The sequence below is a fragment of the Cobetia sp. MM1IDA2H-1 genome (assembly GCF_002916775.2).
Classification (GTDB): Bacteria; Pseudomonadota; Gammaproteobacteria; order Pseudomonadales; family Halomonadaceae; genus Cobetia; species Cobetia marina.
On sequence record NZ_CM133225.1, the window covers coordinates 1,276,252 to 1,300,318 of the forward strand.

A 24,067-nucleotide genomic window follows, 5' to 3' on the forward strand; every position below is an offset into this window, starting at 1 on the left:
GGCCGTCTTCCCTTTGCAGGAAGCGCTTGCCTCAGGCGTCGGTGGCGGCCTTGGCGGCCCCCATGCGGCGACGCAGGATGGGGCCGACGATCACCGGCAGCAGCAGGCCGGCGATGGCGATGCACCACAGGGTCACGGCCAGCGGGCTGCCGATCAGGATGGTCCAGTCGCCGTCGGACAGCTGCATGGCGTGACGCAGGTTCTTCTCCATCTCCGGGCCCAGCAGCATGCCCAGGATGACCGGTACCAGCGGGATGTCCAGCTTGCGCAGGAAGTAGCCGGCGACCCCGAAGGCGACCATGAAGTACAGGTCGAAGGCGGAGTGGCTGATGGAGTAGATGCCGACGAAGGCGACCATCGTCACCACCGGCAGCAGGTACTTGGGCGGCACGGACAGCAGCTTGACGAAGATGCCGACCATCGGAATGTTCATCAACAGCAGGATGACGTTGCCGATCAGCAGTGCCGCGATCACGCCCCACACGATGTCACCGTGCTGGGAGAACATCAGCGGTCCCGGGGTGATGTTGAGCGAGATCAGCATCGCCAGCAGTACCGCAGTGGTACCGGAGCCGGGCACGCCCAGTGTCAGCATCGGCACCAGGGCACCGGAGGCCGCCCCGTTGTTGCCGGCTTCCGGTGCGGCGACCCCACGCGGGTCCCCTTCACCGAAGTGACCTTTCTTGCCGATGATCTTCTTTTCCAGGGTGTAGCTGATGAAGCTGCCCAGCGAGGCCCCGGCGCCCGGCAACACGCCGGAAATGAAGCCCAGCACCCCGCCACGGAAGGCGGTCGGCAGGATGGCCACGATGTCCTTGAGCTTCAGGGTCATCTTGTTCATCGCGATCATCGCCTTGCCTTCCCCGGCGTGCTGCTCGATGAAGAACAGCAGTTCCGAGATGGCGAACAGACCGACGATGGCGATGATGAAGTCGATGCCTTCATACAGCTCGAGAATGTCGTAGGTGTAGCGCTGGGTGCCGGTGGAGGCATCGATGCCGACGGTGGCGATCATCAGGCCGATGGCCGCCGCCATCAGGGTCTTGACCGGGTTCTTGCCGGTGATGCCACCCAGGGTGGCGAAGGCCAGCACGAACAGCGCGAAGTACTCCGCCGGGCCAAAGGTCAGCGCGAAGCTGGCCAGCCACGGTGCCATCACGATCAGGCCGATGGTGGCGATCAGGCTGCCGATGAAGGAGGCGATCGCCGAGATGGCCATCGCTTCGGCGGCCTTGCCCTTCTGGGCCATCGGATAGCCGTCGAGACAGGTCATCATCGCCGGCTCATCGCCCGGGATGTTGAGCAGGATCGAGGAGATGCGCCCGCCGTACATGGCACCGGCGTAGACCGAGGTCAGCAGGATCAGCGACGTCTCCGGGCTCAGGCCCAGGGTGAAGGCCAGCGGAATCAGGATGGCCACGCCATTGGCCGGGCCCAGACCCGGCAGGGCGCCGATCAAGGTACCGAGGAAGGCACCCAACACGGCAAACATCAGATTTTCTGGCTGCAGGGCGATGCCGAAGCCCTGCATCAAGAAGCCAAGACTTTCCATTACGCCACCTCCAGAATGCCCAGCGGCAGTGGTAGCTCAAGCACGAAATTGAACAGGGCGAAGACGACGATGCCGCCGACCAGTCCCGTGGCATAGGCCTTGAGCGGCGTGGCCCCCATGCGCCAGCACAGGGTGCCGACCGCAGCGGTGGTCGTGACGATGAAGCCCAGCGGCTCCAGCAGCGCGGTGTAGAGGCACAGGATCACGATCGCCAGCACCATCTCGGCGCCGGTGCGGCTCCACGGCCAGTGCTGGTCAGGGTCAGGCCGCAGGATCAGGTACAGACTGCTCAGGCCCAGCACGATGGACAGCACGGTAGGGAAGGTTTCAGGACCGATGGACTCGGCCCCACCGAAGGGTTCGGGGAACTGCTGGGCACCCCAGCCGTACGCGACGGCCAGGGTGAGCATCAGCAGACCAAAGATGCGGTCATTCATCAGCGAATCAGCCCAATGTCCTTGGAGAGCGTCTGGATGTCCTTGATCTGCGCCTTCACGAAGGCATCAAACTCGGCACCCGATTTGTGGAACGGCATCAGGCCGCTCTTGGCCATCACGTCCTTCCATTCATCGCTGGTGTAGACGTTGTCCAATGTCGTGGTCCAGTACTGCTCGGCGTCATCGCTGATGTCGGCCGGCATGTAGAAGCCACGCCAGTTGGGCGCGACGGCATCGATCCCCTGCTCGCGTGCGGTGGGGACGTCAGCCAGCTTGCCCGGCAGGCGCTCTTCGGAGAGCACGGCCAGTACCTTCAGATCACCGGACTCCATGAAGCCCTGGATCTCGGAGATGTCACCGGTGAAGGCCTGCACGTGGCCGCCGACGACCTGGGTAATCGCCTCACCGCCGTTGTTGTAGGACAGGTAGGAGACCTTGGGCAGGTTCTCGACACCGGCTGCCTGGGCGGCGATCAGTACCTTGAGGTGATCCCAGCCGCCTGCCGCACTGCCGCCGGCGAACTTGACGGATTTCGGGTCTTTCTTCAGCGCCTCCATCACCTCGCTCAAGGTGTTGTAGGGCGAGTCCTTGGAGACGGCGATGGCGCCGTAATCCGCGCCCAGTGCGCCGATCCAGTTGACCTGATCCTGATTCATGCCCGGGAACTGACCCTGAGCCAGACGCGTGGTGGTCGCGGTGGACGCGGCCACCAGCAGCTGCTCATCACCGGCGCGCTTGGAGACGGTATGGGCGAAGGCGACGCCACCACCGGCACCGGCCATGTTGATGGTCTGGACGTTGCCTGGCACGTATTCGAGATCAGACAGCAGCTTGCCGACGCTGCGGCAGGTGAAATCCCAGCCGCCGCCCGGGTCTGCCGGTGCGATGCAGTCGACCTTGCCCTTGGGCTCGAAGGCGAGGGCCTGGGCGGACATGGCGGTGACCACCGCGGCGGTCAGGAGTTTGAGAGACAGATGGCGTGTCATGGCGACCTCTGATGTCGTTGAGCTTGTTATTGGTATGCACTCTTTGCGCTGGCAGGACAGTGGCGGGCTTCGTCTCCCGGTTTCCTGTCAGCAACCTTACAGTTCTGTAAGGCAGAACTTTATTCTGTATGGTGAAATTAGTCCCCTCGGCCCTGCCTCGCAAGATCACCATTCGTCGCACCGACCTTGGTCGAAAGACGCCTCCCTGCACCAGGGCGGTGCATCGAAGGGACTTCGACGTTGTCCTGCGGTCGGTCATGACGGCATGGCATGTCGTGAATGAGACCTCATGCGGCGTTGCAGCAACTGCAGCGCCGGCTGGCGAGGGCTAGCGTGTAGCCGAAGCCCGCCATCGCCTGACGACGAGCGAGGGGCAAGGAACAGGAGGCGTCATGGTCAAGGTACTGGGGGGAGTGTGGGCGTTGTTGCTGGGGATCGTGCTGATCATGCTCGGCAACGGCATGCACTTCACGCTGATCGGCCTGCGTGGCGCCATCGAGGGGTTCTCCTCGGCGGAGCTGGCGATCGTCACCTCGGGCTACTTCGTGGGGTTTCTCTCCGGGGCACGTTATACCCCGGTGCTGATCCAGCGGGTCGGACATGTGCGGGTGTTCGCCGCGCTGGGCAGTTTCATCTCGGCGGCACTGATCGCCTTGCCACTGCTCACTGAGCCCTGGGCCTGGACCCTGCTGCGCATGTTGATCGGCTTCTGCATGTCCGGCATCTATGTGACGGCGGAAAGCTGGCTGAACGCGGCGGCCAGCAACGAGACCCGTGGCAAGGTGCTCTCGGCCTACATGATGGCGCAGACCCTGGGCATCATCGGGGCCCAGGGCCTGCTGACGCTGGGAGATGCCGCGACTTCCGTGCTGTTCATCTGCGCCTCCATTCTCGTGTCGGTCTCCTTCGGCCCCATCCTGTTGTCGGCGGTCGTGGCGCCCGTGGTGGAAGTCTCGCGGGCCATGTCATTCGGTCAGCTGTTCCGGGCCTCGCCGCTGGGGGCCATCGGCATCTTTCTGCTCGGTAGCGTCTACGCCACCCAGTCGGGGATGGGCGCGGTATTCGGCACCCAGATCGGCCTCTCGGGGGCTCAGATCGCGCTGTTCATCGCCACGCTGTTCGCCGGCGCACTGGTTCTGCAGACCCCCATCGGCTGGTTGTCGGACCGCATGGATCGCCGAGTGCTGATCGGGATTCTGGCCGCCGCCGGTGCAGCGTCCTGCGCGCTGGGCTGGATGGCGGGAGATGCCCTGTGGCCGTTGATCGCCGCCGCGTTCCTCGCCGGTGGGGTGACCACGCCGCTGTATGCCCTGCTGCTGGCCTTCACCAATGACTCGCTGTCTGCTGAGGAGATGCCGGGCGCCTCGGGCGGGCTGGTCTTTTCCTTCGGACTCGGCGCCATCCTCGGACCGCTGGCGGCAGGGGGCGCGATGGAGATGCTCGACCCCCATGCCTTCTGGCTGGTGCTGGCCGTCACCTTCGTGGCCATCTCGCTGTATGCGCTCTATCAGGTCACCCAGAAGGCGAGAGTGCCGCTGGCGGACACCGACAGCTATCTGAATATCCTGCCGACAGCGTCACCGATGGCGGTGGAAGTGGCGGTGGAGTGGGCGCATGAACATGCCGAGGACGAGCAGGAAGCGCTGGCGGCAGCTGAAGCGGCCGCACAGGAAGAGGCCTTCGAACATGAACTGGAGGAAACTTTCGAGGAGGCGCTGGAAGAGGCTCTCGATGAGGCCTTTGCGGCCAATGAGACGCCAGTGGACATTCAGGGCGCTGCTGATCAGAGCACTATTGATCAGAGCGGTATTGAGCAGAGCATTATTGATCAGAGAGACGGCAGAAAAAACCCCGCCGCAGCGAAGTCAGATAGGACAGACTCCGCCGCAGCGGGGGGATCAGACGAGCCGGCGTGGCAGACATCTACGTCTCACGACGCGCTCAAGGCCCAGTGGCCGCCCTCCACGCCTTGAGGTCCGCTCAGTGAGGGACGCGTCTCACGCTTATCTGCGACGACAGGCCGTCACAGCAGGCCCAGCTCACGCGACAGTTGCTCCACATCGCTCACCTGGCGGGTGATGAAGGTCTCCAGCGCCTTGCCGGACTTGTGGAAGGGCATCAGGCCGTTGTCCTGCATCACCTGTTGCCACTCGGGCGTATCCGCCATGCGGTTGAGGGTCTGCTCCCACCAGGCAAAGGCGGCATCGGAGACGCCACCCGGCAGATAGAAGCCCCGCCAGTTGGGGGCCACCACGTCGATGCCCTGTTCGCGTGCGGTGGGAATGTCGCCGTACTGGCCGGGCAGGCGCTCTTCGCTGAACACGGCCAGCAGGCGCAGATGGCCTGACTCGACGAAGCCGCGGGCCTCGGTCATGTCGCCGGTGAAGGCCTCCAGGTGGCCGCCCATGACCTGGGTGATGGCCACGGAGCCGGAGTCATAGGCCAGATAGGGCAGGGCGCGCAGATTCTCGATTCCCGCCTCGCGTGCGGCCATCAGCACCTTGAGGTGGTCAAAGCCGCCCGCGACATCTCCCCCGGCAAAGCGGATTGATTTGGGGTCTGCCTGCATGGCGCTCATCAGGTCGCCGAGGGTCTGGTAGGGAGAGTCCGCGGCCACCGCGATCACGCCGTAATCCGCGCCCAGCGTCACCAGCCAGCGCACGTCGTCCACCTTGCCGTCCTGATAGGCGTGCTGCCCCAGGCGAGTGGTGGTGGCGCTGGAGGCCGCCACGATGACCTGCTCATCGTCATGGCGTTTTGACTTCACGTGCGCGAAGGCAACACCCCCGCTGGCACCGGGCACATTCAGTGTCTGCATGCCGGCGGGAATCAGATTCTCCTCATCGAGAAGGCGTGCCACGCTGCGACAGGTGAAGTCCCAGCCGCCACCGGGCTTGGCGGGGGCGATACATTCAGTCTTGCCCCTGGGGGCAACGTCATCGGCCGCGCTTTCCTCGGCGGAGGCGCTCAATGGTGTCATCAGGCCAAGACTCAGCAGCAGGGCAGCGGGCAGGGCGCCGGCACGATGAGGCGCAGCAAGGCGAGAATGCAGGCGGCGCAGCAAGGTGCGGCGGGCAGGCAAGGTGGCGTACATGGCAGGGTGTCCTTGGGTGTTCAGCGTCGATCGTTATGGTTATGTCAGCCAGGGCGGCGTGTCTTCTGCGGCTGGCTTGCGTACTCGCGGGTTCTGGCATGGTGAGTCATTGCGAGAGTACGAATGAACGAAAATAGCCTATTTCGGCGCGCAGCGGAAAGGCGCAGGGCTGAGGCGTCCTGGCAGGAATCGGCATTTCCCCAAGCCTCTCTCCTCAAGGTGGTCCCGGGATTGCTAGAATTGCGCCATCAGGCTGTGATGAACGTTCCGCGATCTCCCAGCCGCCGCCTTTCATTGAGGAGACGGGCCATGACCCTTACCCCGCGCATGCATGACTTTCTCGCCCGCCTGCCCAAGGTGGAGCTGCACCTGCATATCGAGGGCTCGCTGACCCCTGCGCTGATGTTCGAGCTGGCGGCGGAGCAGGGCATCGCCTTGCCCTATGCCACTCTGGAGGAAGTCGAGGCGGCCTATGACTTCGCGGATCTTCCCGCCTTCCTCGCGCTCTACTATCAGGGCATGGGCGTGCTGAATGACGAGTCGCATTTCTACCGACTGGCGCAGGACTATTTCCGCCGCGCGAGTGCCGATGGCGTCAAGCATCTGGAGCTGTTCTTCGACCCACAGGCGCATCTGTCACGTGGCGTGAGCCTGGCCACCCAGTTCGCGGGGCTGGAGCGCGCCTGTCGTGAGGCAGTGAAGGAATTCGATATCACCTCGGCCCTGGTGCCGAGTTTCCTGCGTTGCCACTCCGCGGAATCTGCACGCGAACTGTTCGAGGCGCTGATTCCCTTCGAGTCACGCTTCGTGGGGGTCGGGCTGGACAGCGCCGAGATCGGCAACCCGCCGGAGAAGTTCACCGAGGTCTTCCAGCTGGCGGGGGAGCGCGGCTGGCACCGTGTCGCTCACGCCGGCGAGGAAGGCCCGGCTGCGTACATTCGCACCGCGCTTGAGGTGCTGGGGGTGGAGCGTATCGACCACGGCGTGCGCTGCCTGGAAGACCCGGCGCTGGTCGCGGAACTCGCCGAGCGGCGTATCCCGCTGACGGTGTGTCCGCTCTCCAATGTCGCGCTCAAGGTGGTGGAGCGCATGGACGACCACCCGCTGCCCAAGCTGATCGAGGCCGGGCTCAATATCACCCTCAACTCGGATGACCCGGCCTATTTCGGCGGTGGCATGCTCGACAACTTCATCGCCGTGCAGCAGGCGCTGGATCTCAGCGAGACGCAGTGGCTCACCCTGTGTCGCAATGCCATCGACGCCGCCTTCCCGCAGCGCGCCGAAGGCCTCGGCATGAGTGACACCCGGCGTGGCGTCCTGCTGGCGCAACTCGATAGCTGCGTGGCGTGACGCAATTAACATTGACGCTTGAATACTGAATATAATCAACGGCTTGGCCACCAACATTGCCAGCAGGACGCGCCTTGCGGCAAGCGCTCCATCAGATGTTGCTTGACCGTGCTAAGTCGTTGAGTACAATGCAGTTCTGGCGTGCGCAATGCACCGCCCTGCGGGTGTAGCTCAATGGTAGAGCAGAAGCTTCCCAAGCTTAAGACGAGGGTTCGATTCCCTTCACCCGCTCCAGTTTCTTCAAAAAAGCCTCCCGAATGGGAGGCTTTTTTGTGTTTGTATCTTTGTTCTTGCTTAAGCCCCCGCAAGCCATCGTTCAGGGCTGTTTTTTAGCCGTAATCTTACGCGCCAGCCTGCAGGGGCGTGCCCTGAGCGTGCGCCAGTCTATCGAGCTGCAGAGATTCCATCTGTGATGGCGTCGTGTGGTATCTGTTCAAGCAAAGGAGGGGGATAGCATGGCCAATCCATATCGCTGCCTGCTGGCGTTACTGCCGACCACGCCGCGCCAGGTAGGCGAGGTGATCAGCGTCAGCGGCTCGCGCGTTCGCGTGGATCTGGTAGGGGGTGGGGTGCGCACCTGCGAGGGTGATGCCCAGGTGGGTGGCATGGTCTACGTGGAGGGGGACCAGATCACTGGTATGGCGCCGAGCCTGCCGGTGGTGGTGGTGATGACATAATATAGATTTTAAAAAGTAATAAGATGTATTTTGGAAGTATATCTTAATAATGTTTTACAAAGTGATTGTATTCTATATTTCAAGCAGGATGATTCTGGTCAAAAGTTGTTTATAAATGCCACATGTAATCTATAATGGGAATGCAATACCCAAACGATAATTAGGGTATTGCATCCATTCATTGCGAGTTATATATTCGCTGTTCAATCAAGATTTCTTGTATATTTCACACCATCTCCAGCTATTGCTTGCCATGCAAGTCGAGATTTTTGTGTTAGATCTAGTTGTGCCAATCTGTGTAATGCATGCTCTTCAAGTCCGTTATTACCCGTAAATTTATTTATAATTGTTGACTCGGGTTTTGATTCATAGAAAAGACCTCTTACTGAACTAACCCCTTTTATAGTAACTGCCATTGCAAACAAATCTAAATCAGGTTCTGCTTTCTTCCATAATGAAAATAAAGAAGGGCAGTGTTTTGAATATTTTGTAGCTAAGGTGTTTAATATTAAGTTGAGGTTACCAGCTTCAAGTATTGTTTTGTCTTTTATTGAGGTTCGGACAGTGTTAATCCACTCATCAGATAATACGTTGGTTGTATTTTTAAGTGAGCTATTTTCTAAGAATTTATTAAGTAGTATGGTGCCGCATGTAATTGACGCATTGTCTTTTACAATATCAAGTGTCAGATTTTGTATTTTATCAGTTGACAGTTTTTGAAGTAAGCTTGTAATCAATACTTCAACCTGCTCACTGATATTGTGAGGTAGATCATCATTAGGTATTGATTCATTAAAAGGCCGAGCATCTAATAGTCTAGCTACTTTAAATACAATATGTTCATTCTCTGAATCAGCTATCGTTTCGTCCGCTATAACTCTTTGTGTTAATGCATCTATAAATTCACCGCACCGATTATATTCAATTCTCATGCAGGTGCTCTGTAACGGTGTTTCTGGTTTTAAGAAATCCCTGACTAGATTGTTAATTGATATTCCTGGATCCCCAAGTGAAAGCATGCAGTCAAAAGTATGGCGAGCATTAATATACCCTAATGCGAGAGGGTCGCTAACACCTTCGATATCTATATTTTCATTAGGCCTAAGTTTAGGAAAGAGATATTCAGTTAGCCTTTTTATAGCGATAGGGGATTCACATTCATCTAATGCTGTACTTATTTCAGTCTGAGCTTGAGCTTCTGTAGCATCTTTGTTATGTAAACTATCTCCATGAGTATGCCCCATATATATTTCAGGGTTGGAGATCATTAATTTGTGGATGCTTGGTGCTTTATTGAAAATTATAGAAATAGCAAATATGTCTGGATAAGCTATTTGCTCTTTGAGCATTCCAAACATAAAGTTAAAGTTGCTCATTACTCTTATGATGTCACGGGGATGTTTGAGTGCAGCAAGACCACCGTATGCATATATTGATTCTAGCCTTCGATGTTGTCTCGGGAATAGATTAATGTCCTCTGGAGTAAGAGTTTTTTCAAGGTGTTCGTTAATCAAATCCTTTTTAGTTGCCCTTGATAGGTGTGGAACGTACAGACGTAACTGTATGATTTTGTCGATATATAAATGATCGCTAGGTATGCCAGCCTTCTCTAGAGCATTCGTGATATATTTTGAATCCCATGTGACTACATAAATTATATTTGGAAGGTCGCCAATAGCTTTAATTATTCTTATCATCTCATATACTTCGTCGGGGAATAACCTATCCATATCATCTATAAAGACGACTATTTTCTTTTCTAGCGTATTTAATATATTTATAAGTTTTAAGCGTTCGCTATTTATATCATTGTCTTGATTATCTGCTATATTTATTGCAACATCGCTAGTAGTGTCTATTACTTTTTTTATAATGGAAGCCCAAGGCTCTGCCCCAGGTATAAGTTTGACGGCATCTAGTGCGGTAGCATAACGCTTAAAAGAATTTGCAGCTCTTCTAGCATTTACAGAATTATTTTCTATAAGTAGGCTTGAGGAGATTTGGCTGAAGAAGCTGTTTATGAGTCCATCTTTGCTACCCACTTCCCAAGGGTTGAAGTTAATAATATTTGTAAAAGAGTATTCATTTCTAAGTACTTCTTCGGTTATTGATAGGATTGAGGTTTTACCACTACCCCACTCGCCCTCAATTGATATAACAAATCCAGTGTTATGAGAATAGTCTTTTATAGTTTTAGCTATGTTTCTTGAAAATATAGTTCTATCTAGCCTATCCATTTTTGAAGCGTTCTTAGGTGATAACGGTTCATCAATTAATTGGCTTTCTGTTAAGTTTTCCATGTATTCCCTTACTTTTTGGTTATTCTGGCAACACCTACTTTAGCTGCTGCCTTGTTGCACGTCACTATGATGACGATTGTTAGCTATCTAATTATTTTGGAGTTATCTATTGGTGCCACCCTGTCTAATGCTCCGTATGATTTGATAAGTCTTATCAAAAAGGTATACGTGGGGTCAATTTAGGTACGGTGATCAGTATCAAGGGCTCACGTTTGTACGTAGATTTGGACAGCGGTGGAATGCGTAACTGCTAGTGGAATGCTGATAAGAATAACATGGTCTGTGTGGTGGCATAGGCGAGGATCTTAGCCTTCTGGTCATGGCTGTCGAGGTCTGGCCAGACTTCTGTCTTGGAATTTATGCGTGAATCTATTCTGGTTAGAGATCGCTTTCGAAAGCCGATCTAGCATCCATTTTCGTGTATGGTGAGGTATATGGTAGGAGTAATTTTTTTTACTAGATCACTTATCATGGGCCTATACGACTCCTGCAGGAACGCCAATTTAAATATTGCTGCGAACGGGCACTCAACTGCTCTGATGCGTTTCTGATTTCAGACTCGTATTGCTGTGCGTGCTTATTTTGCGCTTTTGTGTAGGTTTTTCTTTACGCTCCTCCCTAAATGCCTGATATATATAGGTATTAGACTCCCTTCACCCGCTCCAGATTCTTCAAAAAAGCCTCCCGAATGGGAGGCTTTTTTGTTTGGGATTCCATGCGGCACGCGTGTGCATGGAATTCGTTATCGATGGGATGCGTGGGGATGGAAAACGGGGGCAGCAGCTGCCTGCTCGATGAAGTGCCACGTGACTGTCTTGCCGAGCCGATCGAAGCGAAAATTGTTGCTGACGCGGCGGACAGCCGCGATATTGGCATGTCACCTTTCAGCAGTTCGTCACTCGTTGAACGACAAGGAGCCCCCAGTGGAATTTACCGTCTGGCTGGCATATGTAAGCGTCATCACCGCCTTGATCACCTTTCCCGGACCATTTGCGTTGCTGTGCATGGATCATGGCCTGCGCCACGGTCGACGCCGCTCGTTCGCGACGGTGGCGGGCGGAGCGGCGGCGTCACTGGTGTTGATGGCCTTGTCGTCGCTGGGCCTCGGCGCGGCCTTGGCGGCGTCGGAGACGGGGTTTCTGGTGCTGAAGATCGTCGGGGCGCTCTATCTCATCTATCTGGGCATTCAGGCCTGGCGGGCGCCATCCCAGCCGGTGGTGTTCGGCGCCGTGGGGGAAGACGGGCAGACCCGCGCCAGAGCCACGCGTTGGCAACTGTGCCGCAAGGGCTTCGGTATCGGGATCAGCAACCCGAAGGACCTGCTGTTCTTCGGCGCGCTGTTCCCCAACTTCATCGACATGGCCCAGCCGCAGCTGCCCCAGTTCGTGGTGCTGGCGCTGACCTGGCTGGTGGTGGACCTGCTGACGATGAGCACCTACGCCCATGCGGGTTCCAGCATCAGTCGCTGGTTTGATAGCCACCGGCGCGTGCGGCTGTTCAATCGCACCACGGGCAGTCTGTTCGTCGTGGCCGGCGCGGGACTGGCGGCGTCGCATCGGTGAGCCGAGCCTTGGCTGCCATTGCACAAGACATGAAGCGCACGAAGACGACAACGGCACCCTAGGGTGCCGTTGTCGTGTCTGGAGCCTGTTGATCATCAGTGCTTTAAGGCTCAGCGTTCAGGACGTGATTCCAGATACTCTTCGAGCAGGTTGCCGTCCTGACGTGACACCTTCTGCTTCCAGCTATCGAAGACGTGCTGGCTGGCGGCTTCCAGGTCACGGTGGAGTGCCGGCGGTGCAGGGGTGATCAGGCGTGCACCATTGGCTTGCAAGGTGGTATAGGCCTCGGCGAGCACGGCTTCAGCAGATGCCCAGGCGTTTTCTTCTGTTGCCTTCGCGGCAGCGAGCAGTGCCGTCTGCTGGCGCTTGTCGAGACGATCGAAGCTGTCACGATTCATGTGAACGATATTTAGCGGCATGGCGTAGTTGAGCGTCGTGAAATTGGGCATATACCGGTAGAGCTCGGCGCTGACACCCCCCATGGCGGAGGTGAGGGCGCCGTGGATGCTGCCGGCTTCGAGCAGGGGCTTGAGTTCCCCCCAGCTCATGACACGCGGGTCGGCCCCCAGATTGAGCAGGATACGCTGTGTGTTGCGGTCATAGGTGCGAATCGGCATGTCCTTGAGGTCATCACCATCGGCGATGGGCCGAGTGCTCCACAGGCCGCTTGGGGGCCATGGCAGCGCGAACAGCAGTATCTGGTGGTGGTCCTCAAGCAGCTCGCGATAGCGGGGCTTGGCGAGCTGATAGAGACGGTTCGCTTCCTTGAGGTTGTAGGCGATGGCCGGCAACGACGAGATGCCGAAGAAGGGAATCTCCTCGGCGAGGGCACCGCTCAGCGTCGCGGCAATGTCGATGACGCCGGCGGAAGTGGCCTGCAGGTGACTGGCCGAGCGAATGTCCGAGCGCAGCGTCAGGGCCAGATCACCATCGGACTGCCTGGTGACTTCCTGGCTGAATTCTGCCGCGCGTTGGCCCATCAGGGTATCGGGCTCGTAGTCGCTGCTCATGCTGAGCGTCGTCTGGGCCTGGGCAAGGGGGGTCGTCAACAGCGCGGTGAGCGCCATGAGCGAACGGAATCGGCGCAGAGGAGAGGATGGCGTCATGGAGGGGGCCTTTCTCGTTGTTGTCATTCCGGGGGTCCGGCATCGGGACACTCGAGGGCGCTCCCACGGCCCTCGGCTCGGGGCTGATCCGCCAGACCGAATGGCTCGCGCTTCATGCCCGGGTGTCGCGAGACACCTGGGCGGACTGGAGAGCGTGGCGGCGCTAGAGCGTGGAGCGCACGTCAAGATAGTGATCCAGCAATTCGTTTTCCTTCGGGCCTACCTTGCTGCGCCAGCTTTCGATCACGCTGATGCTGGCGCGGGAAAGTGACTGCTTGAGATCAGGCGTGAGGGGATTGCGGACAGTCACGCCCGCGTGTTCAAGCTGGGCGTGCGTCTCTTCCAGGATGCCGGCGATGGCGTCCCAGCTGGTATCTTCAATCTCTGCCGCGGCGGTGAGCAGCGCCTCGCGCTGGGGGGCGTCGAGGGCCTCGAATCTCGCCTGGCTCATGTGCACGATATTGAGCGGCATGGCGTATTGCAGGGCGGTGTAGTGATCCAGCGTGCGGTTGAGCTCGGCTGTCAGACCGCCCAATGCCGAGGTCATCACGGCCTCGATGCGGCCTTCGGCCAGTTGCTGTTGCATCGGCTCCCAGCTCAGCACGCTGGCGATGGCGCCGAGGTTCAGCAGCACGCGCTGGGTATTGCGGTCATAGGCACGCACTGTCAGCCCCTGGAGGTCCTGGCGCTCGGCGATCGGCTTGCGTGACCAGAGTCCGCTGGGAGGCCAGGGCAGGGCGTAGAGCAGAATCTGATCATGGCGCTCCAGCAGTGCCTCGTAACTCGGGCGAGCCAGGCGATAGAGCTCTCGGGCCTGGCGCGGATTGTCGACCAGCGTGGGCAGTGAGCTGATGCTGAACAGCGGCATGCTGGTGGCGAGGGCGCCGCTGTGGGAGTCCGCCAGTTGAATGATATCGGCGTTGATGGCTTCAAGATGATTCACTGACCGCAGGCGAGTCAGCGGGCCTTCACCAAAATGGATCACCAGTTCTCCCTCGCTGAGCGAGGCCACCTTCTCGACGAATGCCTGGGCACGCTGCCCCATCATGGTCTGGGGGCCATACTCCCGGCTCATGGTCAGCTCGACCGAGTCAGCCCGGGCGTCCGCGCCCATTGGCGCCAGACCCAGGGCAAGGATCACTCCGAGCACTCTCTTCATGCTTGAGCGCTGTCCAGTTGGCATGTGTCGTCATCCATCCGTTGTGTCTGATACATCCAGTATCTCTCATTCGCGCCTCCCTTGCCGTTGGTGTTTCGGTCAACGCAAGCCGCCGCTCTCCTTCCCCCTGCACCAACGCAGGGTTCAGGGCGGCGCAACGGGCGTTGAACTGCCAGTTGACGCAATGTGGTCTACGCTCAAAACAAGGCCGTGCAACTGCCCTGACACGAATTCCGCGCCGGGACCGCATGACCGGATTGTCGACGACTGTCAACGGGAGGTAGACCACATGCTGACCCACGTATGGGGCTTGATGGCACATCCGCAACGGGAATGGCAGACCATCCGCAAGGAACACGAATCCATCACCCACCTCTACGCACATCATGTGCTGCTCATGGCGCTGGTGCCTGTCATCTGCGCTTACATCGGTACCACCCAGGTCGGCTGGAGCCTGACGGAAGGCCACGCCATCCTGCTGGAACCCCTCGATGCCTTCTATGCCGGTATCGCCTTCTACATCGCCATCCTGACGGCGATCGCCTTCATGGGCACCGTCATACACCTGCTGTCGCAGCGCTTCTCGGGACACCCCAGTCGTCGTCGCTGCATCATCTTCGCAGGCTATGTGGCCACGCCGATGTTCCTGGCAGGCCTGGTGGCGCTGTATCCCATCATCTGGCTGTGCATTCTCGCCGGTACCATCGGCCTGTGTTACAGCGCCTATCTGCTGTATCTGGGCATCCCGCCACTGCTGGACATCTCCAACAAGGAAGGCTTTCTGGTCACCGGCTCCACGCTCGGGATCGGGGTGCTGGTGCTGGAAGGACTGCTGGCGGTGACCGTGCTGCTTTGGGGGTACGGCGCACGCTGGTTCATGTAGCCCGTGAGGCAACGACCCCGATGTCAGTGACGTGATGCCAACTGCTTGAGAAAACACCCCTCCGACGCCTCGCCTTCACCGGCGGGGCGTCGCCGTTTCGTGACCGTGTTGGTCCGTGACTCTTGTGCTCGGCGGCAGCGGCGTGGAAAGTGTTGGACTCAATAGACAGTGTGGAAGAAAGCGCATGGACAAGTTTGAGCTGAGACTGGAGCAGGCTGCGCGTGCCGCATGGTTGTCCTATGTGGGAGGGCGAACCCAGGATGAGATTGCCACCCAGCTTGGGGTCTCTCGCCCGGGAATACAGCGCCTGCTGTCGCTGGCGCGTCAGGAACGCCTGGTCAAGATCTCCATCGATCACCCCGTGGCCAGCAGCATGGCGCTGTCGGATGCGCTGGTGGAGCGATTCGGTCTGAGCTTCTGCGATGTGGTGCCCTCGGACACCCAGTCGCCGGAAAGCATTGCGGAGTATCTCGCGGTGGCCGGTGCCGAGCGCCTGTCGTTCTATCTCGGTCGACAGCAGCCACAGACCATCTCGTTGAGTACCGGACGCGCGGTGCGTGCGGCGGTGGAAGCCCTGAGCCGCAGTGAGCGGCCCCAGCACCGTATCGTGTCGCTGGTCGGCAATGTCGCTCTGAATGGCTCCTCGAACCGCTATGACGGCGTGATGCTGCTGGCGGACAAGATCGGCGCGGACCGCTTTCTGCTGCCTGCACCGGTGGTGGCGGCCAGTGTCGAGGAGAAGGAGTCACTGCTCAGTCAGAGTCTGGTCAAGGCGGTGTTCAGCGTCGCCTGCGAGGCCGATGTGGGCATGATCGGCATCGGGCGACTCGATGCCCAGGCGACCTTGTTCCAGGATCAGTTCATCAGCGCCGCCGAGCGCGATGAGTTGATGGAAGTCGGTGCCGTGGGCGAGTTGATGGGCTGGCCGCTGGACATGAATGGACAGCTGATCGATTGCCCGCTGGCGCAGCGCATCACCAGCGTGCCGCTGACCTCGCTCAAGGCACAGCCGCTGATCGGGCTGGCGGGCGGGCACGACAAGGTGCCGGCCATTCTGAGTGCATTGCGCGGTGGCTGGCTGCAGGGGCTGATCATCGATGAGGTGGCCGCCCAGCGGGTCTGCGCGGCACTCAAGGACTGAGCAGGAGACGGCTGCCTTCGAATGGCTTCAGAGTGATGGGGGCATTCTGATGGCGTTCTGCTGACGGCTTGCGCTCGACGACAGGCTCCCGATGACAGGCTCTCGTGAATAGACGCCGTACAAGGCGCCGAGCGAGTCGTCGGGAGCAGGGCGGGGGCAGTGTCTGGCGTTGTCTTGCTGGCGCGATGCCTGGGGGATGCACACAACCCTCACGCCGCCATGTCTGTTCTTTTTCTCCCTCTTATTTCTCACCTTCTTTTCTCTTTCTCTTTCTTTCTCTCCTTCCTTCGTCTGGCCCACGGCTTTTGCTGCGAAACCTGCCATCTCTTGTCAGACATTCCGGCAGGATTGTTCGACTCAATGGCGGCGAATTCCGCCTCGATCAAGGGCTGCGTTGTTTCGTTTAACGCTAATATCTGTATAGGCTGATCGGGTCGCAAGCTCAGAGGTCATGCCGGCTATCGGTCTACACCCAAAGGATCAGATCCCAAGGTGGTATAGCCCAAGGTATAGCGCTTCAGAGTTTGCTTTTTCAAAGGTCTGATCCGATCATTTGTTCACTGAATGACGTTTTGATCGAACGTATTTGTGCCGAGATGTCTCGCCAGGACATTCGAGCACCAGACCGGTAGATGGGAAGGTATCGGTGCCTCAGGTGCCGCTACCCTCGAAAAGAACAATGCCAATAACGCCCGATGGAGTGCCCTCATGCGCCTACCTCACATCACCAAGCCCCGCCGTCATCTGCTCACGCTCGCCAGCGTCGCCGCCATCGCGCCGCTCAGCGCACAGGTGAGTGCCGAGACCATCACCGTGGCGACCGTCAACAACGCCGACATGGTGGTCATGCAGAGCCTGACCAGCGAATTCGAGAAGGCGCATCCGGATATCACTCTCGACTGGGTGGTGCTGGAAGAGAACGTGTTGCGTCAGCGCCTGACCACCGATGTCGCGACCCAGGGTGGCCAGTTCGATGTCATGACCATCGGTACCTATGAAGTGCCTATCTGGGCCAAGCACGGTTGGCTGACCAAGCTCGACAATCTGCCGGACGACTATCAGGTCGATGACCTGATCAAGCCGGTGCGTGATGGTCTGAGCCTGACCGAAGGCGAGAACCAGGGCCTCTACGCGCTGCCGTTCTATGGCGAGAGCTCCATGCTCTACTACCGCAAGGACCTCTTCGAGAAGGCCGGTATCGAGATGCCGGAGCAGCCGACCTGGACACAGGTCAACGACTGGGCCGCCAAGCTCAACTCTGCGGATGAAGGTGTCTACGGGATCTGCCTGCGTGGCAAGCCGGGCTGGGGCGAGAACATGGCGGTGCTGGGCACGATGGTCAACAGCTTCGGTGGCCGCTGGTTCAATGAGGAGTGGGAGCCGCAGCTGGACTCGCCGGCCTGGAGCGAGGCCATCAACTTCTACGTCGACATGATGGGCAAGTACGGCCCGCCGGGGGCGACCTCCAACGGCTTCAACGAGAACCTGGCGCTGTTCTCCAGCGGCAAGTGCGGCATGTGGGTCGATGCCACGTCCGCAGCCGGCAAGCTCTACAACCCGAAGGAATCTTCCGTGGCTGACAAGCTGGGCTTCGCGCCGGCGCCGATCGCCAAGACGGAGAAGGGCTCGCATTGGCTGTGGTCCTGGGCACTGGCCATTCCTGAGTCTTCCAAGTCCAAGGATGCCGCCCAGACCTTCATCACCTGGGCCACATCCCAGGAATACGTGAATCTGGTCGGCGAGCGTGAAGGCTGGGCCAGCATTCCGCCGGGCACCCGTGTCTCCACCTACGAGAACCAGTCCTACAAGGACGCCGCCCCCTTCGCCGGCTTCGTGATGGACGCCATCACCAGTGCCGACCCGACCGATCCGACGCTTGAGCCGGTGCCGTATGTCGGCGTGCAGATGGTGACCATCCCGGAATTCCAGTCCATCGGTACCCAGGTGGGTCAGATGATCGCCGCGGCGCTGGCGGGCCAGATGTCGGTCGAGCAGGCGCTGTCCTCCGCCCAGCGTTCCACCGAGCGCACCATGCGCCAGTCGGGCTATTGATCTGATCTCAACGGCTGTGATCTCAAAGGATCCGGTCTGATCTGACCTGAATGTTCCAACGGCCTCCCGCCTTGCCTTGAGCCTCAACTCGAATTGACTCGAAGCACGGCGGGAGCCCGTCCGGCACCCGCGGCAACCTCTTCCTCTCGAGACTTCTGCCACGCCCTTGCGGCGCGGCACGGCGAGCCTCGGCCTGAAGCCCACCGCATTGCCGGACTTCCTCACCGTATCGAAGGACTCACCATGCGCACGAGAGCATCCGGACGCACCGTCGGGGGATTGCGAACCCTGTCGCTGCAAGCCCCAGCCGTAAGCCTGTTGTTGATGTGGATGCTGGTACCACTGGTCATGACCCTGTGGTTCTCCTTCCAGCGTTACAACCTGATGATGCCGTCGGTGTCCGGTTTTGCCGGCGTCGACAACTATTACTATCTGCTGACCGACCCGTCCCTGTGGACGGCCATGGGCAATACCCTGCTACTGGTGGGCTGGGTGCTGGTGGCCACCGTGGTCGGCGGCACGCTGCTGGCGGTATTGCTGCAGCAGGAATTCTTCGGCCGCGGCGTCGCGCGTCTGTTCGTGATCGCGCCGTTCTTCATCATGCCCACCGTGAGTGCGCTGGTGTGGAAGAACATGATGATGCACCCGGTCAACGGCATTCTGGCCTGGGTCGCCGGGCTGTTCGGTCTGCCGGCCATCGACTGGTTCGCCAGCCTGCCGCTGACCTCCATCGTGATCATCGTCACCTGGCAGTGGCTGCCGTTCGCGGTGTTGATCCTGCTGACCGCCATCCAGTCACTGGATGACGACCAGGTCGAGGCGGCACGCATGGACGGGGCAGGGCCGGTAGCGATCTTCTTCTACATCACCTTGCCGCACTTGAAGCGTGCCATCAGCGTGGTGGTGATGATCGAGATGATCTTCCTGCTGACCATCTTCGCCGAGATCTTCGTCACCACCTCCGGTGGTCCGGGGCTGGCCTCGACCAACCTGGCGTACCTGATCTACATCCGCGCCCTGCTGGACTTCGATGTAGGGGGTGCCTCCGCCGGTGGCGTGATCGCCATCATCCTGGCCAATATCGTGGCCTTCTTCCTGGTGCGTACCGTCGCCAAGAATCTCGAGAACTGATGACAAGCGCTCAGCACAGGGAGACTCAATGATGTCGACTTCAACTTCCAATTCCGTGGCCGCCGCCAGCGCAGCAGTGAGCGCCAGTCGTGCGCGCCGCAGCGTGATCAACAAGAAACTTGTCCTGACCCTGGTGGCCTGGACCATCGCGCTGGTGATGTTCTTCCCGATCTTCTGGATGATCCTCACCAGCTTCAAGACCGAGGCCGAGGCGATCGCCACGCCGCCGAGCCTGTTCTTCACGCCCAGCATCGAAGGCTATATCGAGATCCAGGCGCGTGCGGACTACTTCAAGTATGCCCTCAACAGCGTGGTGATCTCGCTGGGTGCCACGCTGCTGGCGTTGCTGATCGCGATTCCGTCCGCCTACTCGATGGCCTTCCTGCCCACCAAGCGCACCCAGGGCACGCTGCTGTGGATGCTCTCCACCAAGATGCTGCCGTCCGTGGGCGTGCTGCTGCCGGTCTACCTGATCTTCCGCGATCTGGGGCTGCTGGATAGCCGTACCGGCCTGATCATCATCTACATGCTGATGAACCTGCCGATCGTGGTCTGGATGCTCTACACCTTCTTCAAGGACATTCCCAAGGACATCCTGGAGGCCGGACGCATGGACGGCGCCAGCACGCTGCAGGAGATCTTCCATCTGCTGCTGCCGCTGACCCTGCCGGGCATCGCCTCCACCGGCCTGCTGTGCGTGATCCTGAGCTGGAACGAGGCGTTCTGGAGCCTGAACCTGACCACCTCCAACGCCGCACCGCTGACCGCCTACATCGCCTCCTTCTCCAGTCCTGAAGGGTTGTTCTGGGCCAAGCTCTCCGCGGCTTCCACGCTCGCCATCGCGCCGATCCTGATCTTCGGCTGGATGACCCAGAAGCAGATGGTTCGCGGCCTGACCTTCGGTGCCGTCAAGTAACGGCGCGCCATACGCATGTCGCCTTGATGCCATGCCACCCAAATTTTGCCATCACCTGCCCGAGGGCAGGTGCGGATAAGGAAACTTCCCATGTCCACACTCACGCTCAAGAACATCGTCAAGGAATTCACCTCCGGCAGTGGCGCCAGCGCCACGACGACCCAGGTCATCAAGGGGGTCGATCTGGAAGTGAAGGACCAGGAATTCGTGGTCTTCGTCGGCCCGTCCGGCTGCGGCAAGTCCACGCTGATGCGCATGATCGCCGGACTCGAGAACGCGACGTCCGGTGACATCCTGATCGACGGCAATCGCATGAACGATGTCGGCCCGGCCGAGCGCGGCCTGGCGATGGTCTTCCAGAGCTATGCGCTCTACCCGCACATGACGGTGGGCGAGAACATGGGCTTCAGCCTCAAGCTCGCCGGCGTCTCCAAGGAAGAGCGTGCCGAGAAGGTCAATGCGGCCGCCGAGGTGCTGCAACTGGGTCCGCTGCTGGATCGCAAGCCCAAGGCACTGTCCGGTGGTCAGCGTCAGCGTGTCGCCATCGGGCGTGCCATCGTGCGCAACCCGAGCATCTTCCTGTTCGATGAGCCGCTCTCCAACCTGGACGCCGCGCTGCGCGTGCAGATGCGCATCGAACTGGCGCGCCTGCATGCCGAGCTCAAGGCGACCATGATCTACGTGACCCACGACCAGGTCGAGGCCATGACCATGGCTGACAAGATCGTCGTGCTGCAGGGCGGTGTGGTCGAGCAGGTCGGCTCGCCGATGGAGCTTTACCATCACCCGCGCAATCGTTTCGTGGCCGGTTTCATCGGCTCACCGAAGATGAACTTCCTCGACCTCACCGTTACCTCCGTGGCGGTCGAAGGGGTCACGGTGCGTCTGCCGGATGGCAGTGAGCACCTGATTCCGGTCGTGAGTCAGACGGAAGACGGTGCCTCGGTGTGTGTCGGCGATACCCTGACGCTGGGCGTGCGGCCGGAGCATCTGGTGCTCGACGAGAATGGTCCGTTCACGGGTCAGATTCAGGTCATCGAGCGTCTGGGTGGGGTGACGTCGCTCTATCTGGCGACCCCGGACGGCTCCGGCGATGCGCCGATCGGCGGCCTCAAGTCTGACGAGCAGTCCGACAGCGGCTGGATTCTGATGGCGGATGGCGACGTCGACAGCCGTGTGGGAGACCGCATCCGCTACGGCTTCGAGACCGAGCGTGCGCATCTGTTCACCGCCGCGGGCCTGGCATTGCAGAATCTCAACCGTCACCCGCTGACCAGCCTGACGCGTCAGGACAATTCACTGTCCAGTGCCGGTGCCGCACAGGCAGCCCGCGCATGAACGGGAAGCCCGAAGAGGAGGCCGACATGAGTACACCCTTGCAGCAGGTGATCTTCGATTGTGATGGCGTGCTGGTGGACAGCGAGATACTGGCGGAGGAGGTGCTGTTACGTCAGTTGGGGGAATGGCTGCCGGACCTGGATACCGAGGCGGAGCTGCGTGCGGCGCTGGGCATGACCACTGATGCCATTCTGGGGCATCTGGAGGCCATGAGCGCACACACGCTGCCGCCGCAGGCGATGGAGCGCATCGATCACGCCATCGAGTCGCGTCTGGCCAGTGAGCTTGCGCCCATCCAGGGCATGGCGGAACTGCTGGGCGAGCTGATGACCCGGGGTCTGGCGGTGGCGATCGTCTCCAACAGCGCCGAGCGACGAGTGCGTGCCTCGCTGGCCGCCACGGGTCTGGATCGCTGGTTGGGAAAGGTGCCGCTGTTCACGGCCGAGCAGGTCGCACGCCCGAAACCTGCGCCGGATGTCTATCAGTTGGCACTGCGTCAGCTGGGGCGTGATGTCGAGGAATGCGTGGTGGTCGAGGACAGCCTGGCCGGTGTCAGCGCGGCGGTCGCGGCCGGTCTGCGCGTGATCGGCTTTACCGGTGCCGGACATATTCCGCCGGGGCATGCGCAGCGTCAGCAGGAGGCGGGTGCCTGGCAGAGCTGTGCGACCATGGAGGAGGTCAACGGTCTGATTCGCCAGCTGCATGCTGGACAGGCCAGCGACCTGAGCGCCACATGAGTACCGTCAGGGGGTGACACATGCACATGGCTTCTGGACGCGCTGACAGTGACTCCGTGACGTCGCCGGTGTCCCGCAGTGCAAGGCTCAAGGGCAAGGTGGCCGTGGTCACCGGCGGTGCGGGAGGCATCGGTCTGGCCATCGCCACCCGGTATGTCGTGGAAGGTGCCTATGTGGCATTGGCAGACATCAATGGCGAGGCGGCCGAGCGTGCCGCGAAGCGACTGCGTGCACAGGCCGGGCCGCAGGCGCGGGTGCTGGCGGTGACGCTGGACGTGACCTCCAGCGTCTCGCGTCAGAGCATGCTGGAGTGCGTGCAGGCCCAGCTGGGCCCGATCGACATTCTGGTCAACAATGCGGCCGTCTTCGCCATGGCGCCGGTGCTTGAGGTCAGCGAAGGCATGTTGCGCCACCAGCTGGCGGTCAATGTCGAAGGGCTGTTCTTCACCCTGCAGGCGGTGGCCAGGACAATGGTCGAGCGCGGGCAGGGCGGCAAGATCATCAACATGGCCTCGCAGGCAGGGCGGCGGGGTGAGGCGCTGGTCAGCGCCTATTGCGCCTCCAAGGCGGCCGTGATCAGTCTCACCCAGTCCTGCGGACTTGATCTCATCCGCCATGGCATCAATGTCAATGGCATCGCGCCGGGCGTGGTGGATACGCCGATGTGGGATCAGGTCGATGCGCTGTTTGCCCATCACGAACAGCGCCCGCTGGGAGAGAAGAAGCGGTTGGTCGGGGAGGCCGTGCCCTATGGGCGCATGGGACTGCCGGATGACCACGCCGGCGCCGCGGTATTCCTGGCCTGTGAAGACAGCGATTTCGTCGTCGCCCAGACACTCAATGTCGACGGTGGCAACTGGATGAGCTAAGGATGAAAGACACCTTCCGTCCTGCTGCAAGCGGTGTGCATCCATGAATGAGGTAGTCACGTGACATCTTTACCCGATTCTCGCCTGGCCCACATGTCGCCCTCACTGGACGACATGGCCAGCCGTGTGCTGGCGGAACATGCCTCCAGTCAGCGCACACGTACCATCGTGGCCCTCGCCGGTCCGCCGGCGGCGGGCAAGTCGACGCTGTCGGAATCCCTGTGCGAGACCCTCAACGCGCTGGAACCCGGCATCGCCGTGGTGGTGCCGATGGATGGCTATCACTACGACAACGCCGTGCTGGCCCCTCTGGGGCTGCTCTACGTCAAGGGCGCTCCGGAGACCTTTGATGCGCGCGGGCTCTATCACGACCTCGTCAGGGTGCGCGCCGATGATGGCCCGGTCGCCGTGCCGGTGTTCGACCGCCCGCTGGATCTGGCGCGTGCCGGAGGCCGCGTGGTCGAGCCCCGTCATCGCATCGTGCTGGTCGAGGGCAACTATCTGCTGCTGCGCCACGCGCCCTGGGATGCATTGCTGGAATTGTTCGACATCCGCATCTTCCTGGACATCGAGGATGAGGTCCTGGTGCCGCGCCTGCTGCATCGCTGGCGCGAGATGGGCCAGGATGCGCGGGGTGCCCATGAGCGTACCCATCACAAGGACATGCTCAATGCGCATCTGATCAAGCAGGACTCGCTCAACGCCGACTGGCGCTGGCGTCTGGCGAACGACCCCATCGGCCCCGACGCGGATGACAGCTGAATGATGGATGGCAAG

At 59.9% G+C, this 24,067-nt stretch carries 20 protein-coding genes and 1 tRNA gene; 14 read left to right on the forward strand and 7 right to left on the reverse strand.

The window, feature by feature from the left end; translation table 11 throughout:
* Window positions 1–31 precede the first annotated feature (31 nt).
* From BOH68_RS05480 to BOH68_RS05490, 3 genes are read right to left on the reverse strand one after another with little or no spacing between them, the layout of a single operon-like run.
* The gene (locus BOH68_RS05480; RefSeq protein ID WP_077372623.1) at window positions 32–1,552 is read right to left on the reverse strand and encodes a tripartite tricarboxylate transporter permease; all 1,521 of its coding nucleotides are present in this window, start codon (window positions 1,550–1,552) and stop codon (window positions 32–34) included.
* Window positions 1,552–1,989 carry a tripartite tricarboxylate transporter TctB family protein gene (locus tag BOH68_RS05485; protein ID WP_077372626.1) on the reverse strand — a complete coding sequence of 146 codons (438 nt, stop codon included), beginning with the start codon at window positions 1,987–1,989 and terminating at the stop codon, window positions 1,552–1,554. The genes BOH68_RS05480 and BOH68_RS05485 overlap by 1 nt, the downstream gene beginning before the upstream one ends.
* Window positions 1,989–2,975, reverse strand: a complete 987-nt coding sequence (locus BOH68_RS05490) for a Bug family tripartite tricarboxylate transporter substrate binding protein (protein WP_077372629.1) — start codon at window positions 2,973–2,975, stop codon at window positions 1,989–1,991. Before BOH68_RS05490 ends, BOH68_RS05485 begins: the two co-directional genes overlap by 1 nt.
* A 392-nt stretch (window positions 2,976–3,367) precedes the next feature.
* Here BOH68_RS05490 and BOH68_RS05495 point away from each other — a divergent pair, with 392 nt between their 5' ends.
* Window positions 3,368–4,948 (forward strand): MFS transporter, encoded by a 1,581-nt coding sequence (locus tag BOH68_RS05495; protein WP_077372632.1) that lies wholly within the window; start codon window positions 3,368–3,370, stop codon window positions 4,946–4,948.
* A gap of 50 nt (window positions 4,949–4,998) precedes the next feature.
* Here the strand turns inward: BOH68_RS05495 and BOH68_RS05500 are convergent, their stop codons facing one another.
* Window positions 4,999–6,069: a Bug family tripartite tricarboxylate transporter substrate binding protein gene (locus BOH68_RS05500; protein WP_077372635.1), complete on the reverse strand. Its 1,071-nt coding sequence runs from the start codon at window positions 6,067–6,069 to the stop codon at window positions 4,999–5,001.
* A 327-nt stretch (window positions 6,070–6,396) separates the two neighbouring features.
* Here BOH68_RS05500 and BOH68_RS05505 point away from each other — a divergent pair, with 327 nt between their 5' ends.
* The 3 genes from BOH68_RS05505 (at window position 6,397) to BOH68_RS05515 (ending at window position 8,096) form a co-directional block, all read left to right on the forward strand.
* Entirely contained in the window at window positions 6,397–7,419 is a 1,023-nt protein-coding gene (locus tag BOH68_RS05505; RefSeq protein WP_077373215.1) for an adenosine deaminase, read from the forward strand.
* Between the two features lie 160 nt (window positions 7,420–7,579).
* Window positions 7,580–7,653 (forward strand) — tRNA-Gly (locus BOH68_RS05510).
* A gap of 221 nt (window positions 7,654–7,874) precedes the next feature.
* Window positions 7,875–8,096, forward strand: coding sequence for a hypothetical protein (locus BOH68_RS05515; protein ID WP_077372638.1), 222 nt, complete (start codon window positions 7,875–7,877; stop codon window positions 8,094–8,096).
* A gap of 203 nt (window positions 8,097–8,299) precedes the next feature.
* Here BOH68_RS05515 and BOH68_RS05520 read toward each other — a convergent pair whose 3' ends face one another.
* Window positions 8,300–10,396, reverse strand: a complete 2,097-nt coding sequence (locus BOH68_RS05520; RefSeq protein ID WP_077372641.1) for a KAP family P-loop NTPase fold protein — start codon at window positions 10,394–10,396, stop codon at window positions 8,300–8,302.
* 923 nt (window positions 10,397–11,319) lie between these two features.
* Here BOH68_RS05520 and BOH68_RS05525 point away from each other — a divergent pair.
* Window positions 11,320–11,958 (forward strand): LysE family translocator, encoded by a 639-nt coding sequence (locus BOH68_RS05525; protein ID WP_103751369.1) that lies wholly within the window; start codon window positions 11,320–11,322, stop codon window positions 11,956–11,958.
* A 110-nt stretch (window positions 11,959–12,068) separates the two neighbouring features.
* On the opposite strand, the gene BOH68_RS05530 is transcribed toward BOH68_RS05525, so the two are convergent.
* On the reverse strand, window positions 12,069–13,064 hold the full coding sequence (locus BOH68_RS05530) for a TRAP transporter substrate-binding protein (protein ID WP_170877354.1): 996 nt from the start codon (window positions 13,062–13,064) through the stop codon (window positions 12,069–12,071).
* A gap of 163 nt (window positions 13,065–13,227) precedes the next feature.
* Window positions 13,228–14,223 (reverse strand): TRAP transporter substrate-binding protein DctP, encoded by a 996-nt coding sequence (dctP, locus tag BOH68_RS05535; RefSeq protein ID WP_170877355.1) that lies wholly within the window; start codon window positions 14,221–14,223, stop codon window positions 13,228–13,230.
* Window positions 14,224–14,512: 289 nt separating this feature from the next.
* On the opposite strand from dctP, the gene BOH68_RS05540 reads away from it, so the two are divergent.
* From BOH68_RS05540 to BOH68_RS05580, 9 genes are all read left to right on the forward strand, one after another.
* Window positions 14,513–15,106 (forward strand): Yip1 family protein, encoded by a 594-nt coding sequence (locus tag BOH68_RS05540; protein ID WP_077372653.1) that lies wholly within the window; start codon window positions 14,513–14,515, stop codon window positions 15,104–15,106.
* A gap of 184 nt (window positions 15,107–15,290) precedes the next feature.
* Window positions 15,291–16,247, forward strand: coding sequence for a sugar-binding transcriptional regulator (locus BOH68_RS05545; protein ID WP_077372656.1), 957 nt, complete (start codon window positions 15,291–15,293; stop codon window positions 16,245–16,247).
* Between the two features lie 708 nt (window positions 16,248–16,955).
* On the forward strand, window positions 16,956–18,299 hold the full coding sequence (locus tag BOH68_RS05550; protein ID WP_077372660.1) for an ABC transporter substrate-binding protein: 1,344 nt from the start codon (window positions 16,956–16,958) through the stop codon (window positions 18,297–18,299).
* A gap of 243 nt (window positions 18,300–18,542) precedes the next feature.
* Window positions 18,543–19,430, forward strand: a complete 888-nt coding sequence (locus BOH68_RS05555; protein ID WP_043334545.1) for a carbohydrate ABC transporter permease — start codon at window positions 18,543–18,545, stop codon at window positions 19,428–19,430.
* A gap of 31 nt (window positions 19,431–19,461) precedes the next feature.
* A complete protein-coding gene (locus BOH68_RS05560) occupies window positions 19,462–20,346 on the forward strand; it encodes a carbohydrate ABC transporter permease (RefSeq protein ID WP_077373218.1) in 885 nt (294 codons plus the stop codon).
* Window positions 20,347–20,436: 90 nt separating this feature from the next.
* On the forward strand, window positions 20,437–21,684 hold the full coding sequence (locus BOH68_RS05565; RefSeq protein ID WP_077372662.1) for an ABC transporter ATP-binding protein: 1,248 nt from the start codon (window positions 20,437–20,439) through the stop codon (window positions 21,682–21,684).
* Between the two features lie 26 nt (window positions 21,685–21,710).
* The gene (locus BOH68_RS05570; protein ID WP_258038164.1) at window positions 21,711–22,421 is read left to right on the forward strand and encodes an HAD family hydrolase; all 711 of its coding nucleotides are present in this window, start codon (window positions 21,711–21,713) and stop codon (window positions 22,419–22,421) included.
* Window positions 22,422–22,447: 26 nt separating this feature from the next.
* Window positions 22,448–23,290: an L-iditol 2-dehydrogenase gene (locus tag BOH68_RS05575; protein WP_077373225.1), complete on the forward strand. Its 843-nt coding sequence runs from the start codon at window positions 22,448–22,450 to the stop codon at window positions 23,288–23,290.
* 60 nt (window positions 23,291–23,350) lie between these two features.
* Entirely contained in the window at window positions 23,351–24,052 is a 702-nt protein-coding gene (locus BOH68_RS05580; protein WP_307722823.1) for a nucleoside/nucleotide kinase family protein, read from the forward strand.
* Window positions 24,053–24,067: the final 15 nt, after the last annotated feature.

What these genes read in the sequence shown, in the direction of transcription:
- BOH68_RS05490 (WP_077372629.1), bottom strand. Translation starts at nt 2,975, where the DNA reads ATGACACGCCATCTGTCTCTCAAACTCCTGACCGCCGCGGTGGTCACC.
- BOH68_RS05480 (WP_077372623.1), bottom strand. Translation starts at nt 1,552, where the DNA reads ATGGAAAGTCTTGGCTTCTTGATGCAGGGCTTCGGCATCGCCCTGCAG.
- BOH68_RS05565 (WP_077372662.1), top strand. Translation starts at nt 20,437, where the DNA reads ATGTCCACACTCACGCTCAAGAACATCGTCAAGGAATTCACCTCCGGC.
- BOH68_RS05495 (WP_077372632.1), top strand. Translation starts at nt 3,368, where the DNA reads ATGGTCAAGGTACTGGGGGGAGTGTGGGCGTTGTTGCTGGGGATCGTG.
- BOH68_RS05530 (WP_170877354.1), bottom strand. Translation starts at nt 13,064, where the DNA reads ATGACGCCATCCTCTCCTCTGCGCCGATTCCGTTCGCTCATGGCGCTC.
- BOH68_RS05550 (WP_077372660.1), top strand. Translation starts at nt 16,956, where the DNA reads ATGCGCCTACCTCACATCACCAAGCCCCGCCGTCATCTGCTCACGCTC.
- BOH68_RS05515 (WP_077372638.1), top strand. Translation starts at nt 7,875, where the DNA reads ATGGCCAATCCATATCGCTGCCTGCTGGCGTTACTGCCGACCACGCCG.
- BOH68_RS05485 (WP_077372626.1), bottom strand. Translation starts at nt 1,989, where the DNA reads ATGAATGACCGCATCTTTGGTCTGCTGATGCTCACCCTGGCCGTCGCG.
- dctP (WP_170877355.1), bottom strand. Translation starts at nt 14,223, where the DNA reads ATGAAGAGAGTGCTCGGAGTGATCCTTGCCCTGGGTCTGGCGCCAATG.
- BOH68_RS05500 (WP_077372635.1), bottom strand. Translation starts at nt 6,069, where the DNA reads ATGTACGCCACCTTGCCTGCCCGCCGCACCTTGCTGCGCCGCCTGCAT.
- BOH68_RS05560 (WP_077373218.1), top strand. Translation starts at nt 19,462, where the DNA reads ATGTCGACTTCAACTTCCAATTCCGTGGCCGCCGCCAGCGCAGCAGTG.
- BOH68_RS05505 (WP_077373215.1), top strand. Translation starts at nt 6,397, where the DNA reads ATGCATGACTTTCTCGCCCGCCTGCCCAAGGTGGAGCTGCACCTGCAT.
- BOH68_RS05570 (WP_258038164.1), top strand. Translation starts at nt 21,711, where the DNA reads ATGAGTACACCCTTGCAGCAGGTGATCTTCGATTGTGATGGCGTGCTG.
- BOH68_RS05545 (WP_077372656.1), top strand. Translation starts at nt 15,291, where the DNA reads ATGGACAAGTTTGAGCTGAGACTGGAGCAGGCTGCGCGTGCCGCATGG.
- BOH68_RS05520 (WP_077372641.1), bottom strand. Translation starts at nt 10,396, where the DNA reads ATGGAAAACTTAACAGAAAGCCAATTAATTGATGAACCGTTATCACCT.
- BOH68_RS05540 (WP_077372653.1), top strand. Translation starts at nt 14,513, where the DNA reads ATGCTGACCCACGTATGGGGCTTGATGGCACATCCGCAACGGGAATGG.
- BOH68_RS05555 (WP_043334545.1), top strand. Translation starts at nt 18,543, where the DNA reads ATGCGCACGAGAGCATCCGGACGCACCGTCGGGGGATTGCGAACCCTG.
- BOH68_RS05575 (WP_077373225.1), top strand. Translation starts at nt 22,448, where the DNA reads ATGGCTTCTGGACGCGCTGACAGTGACTCCGTGACGTCGCCGGTGTCC.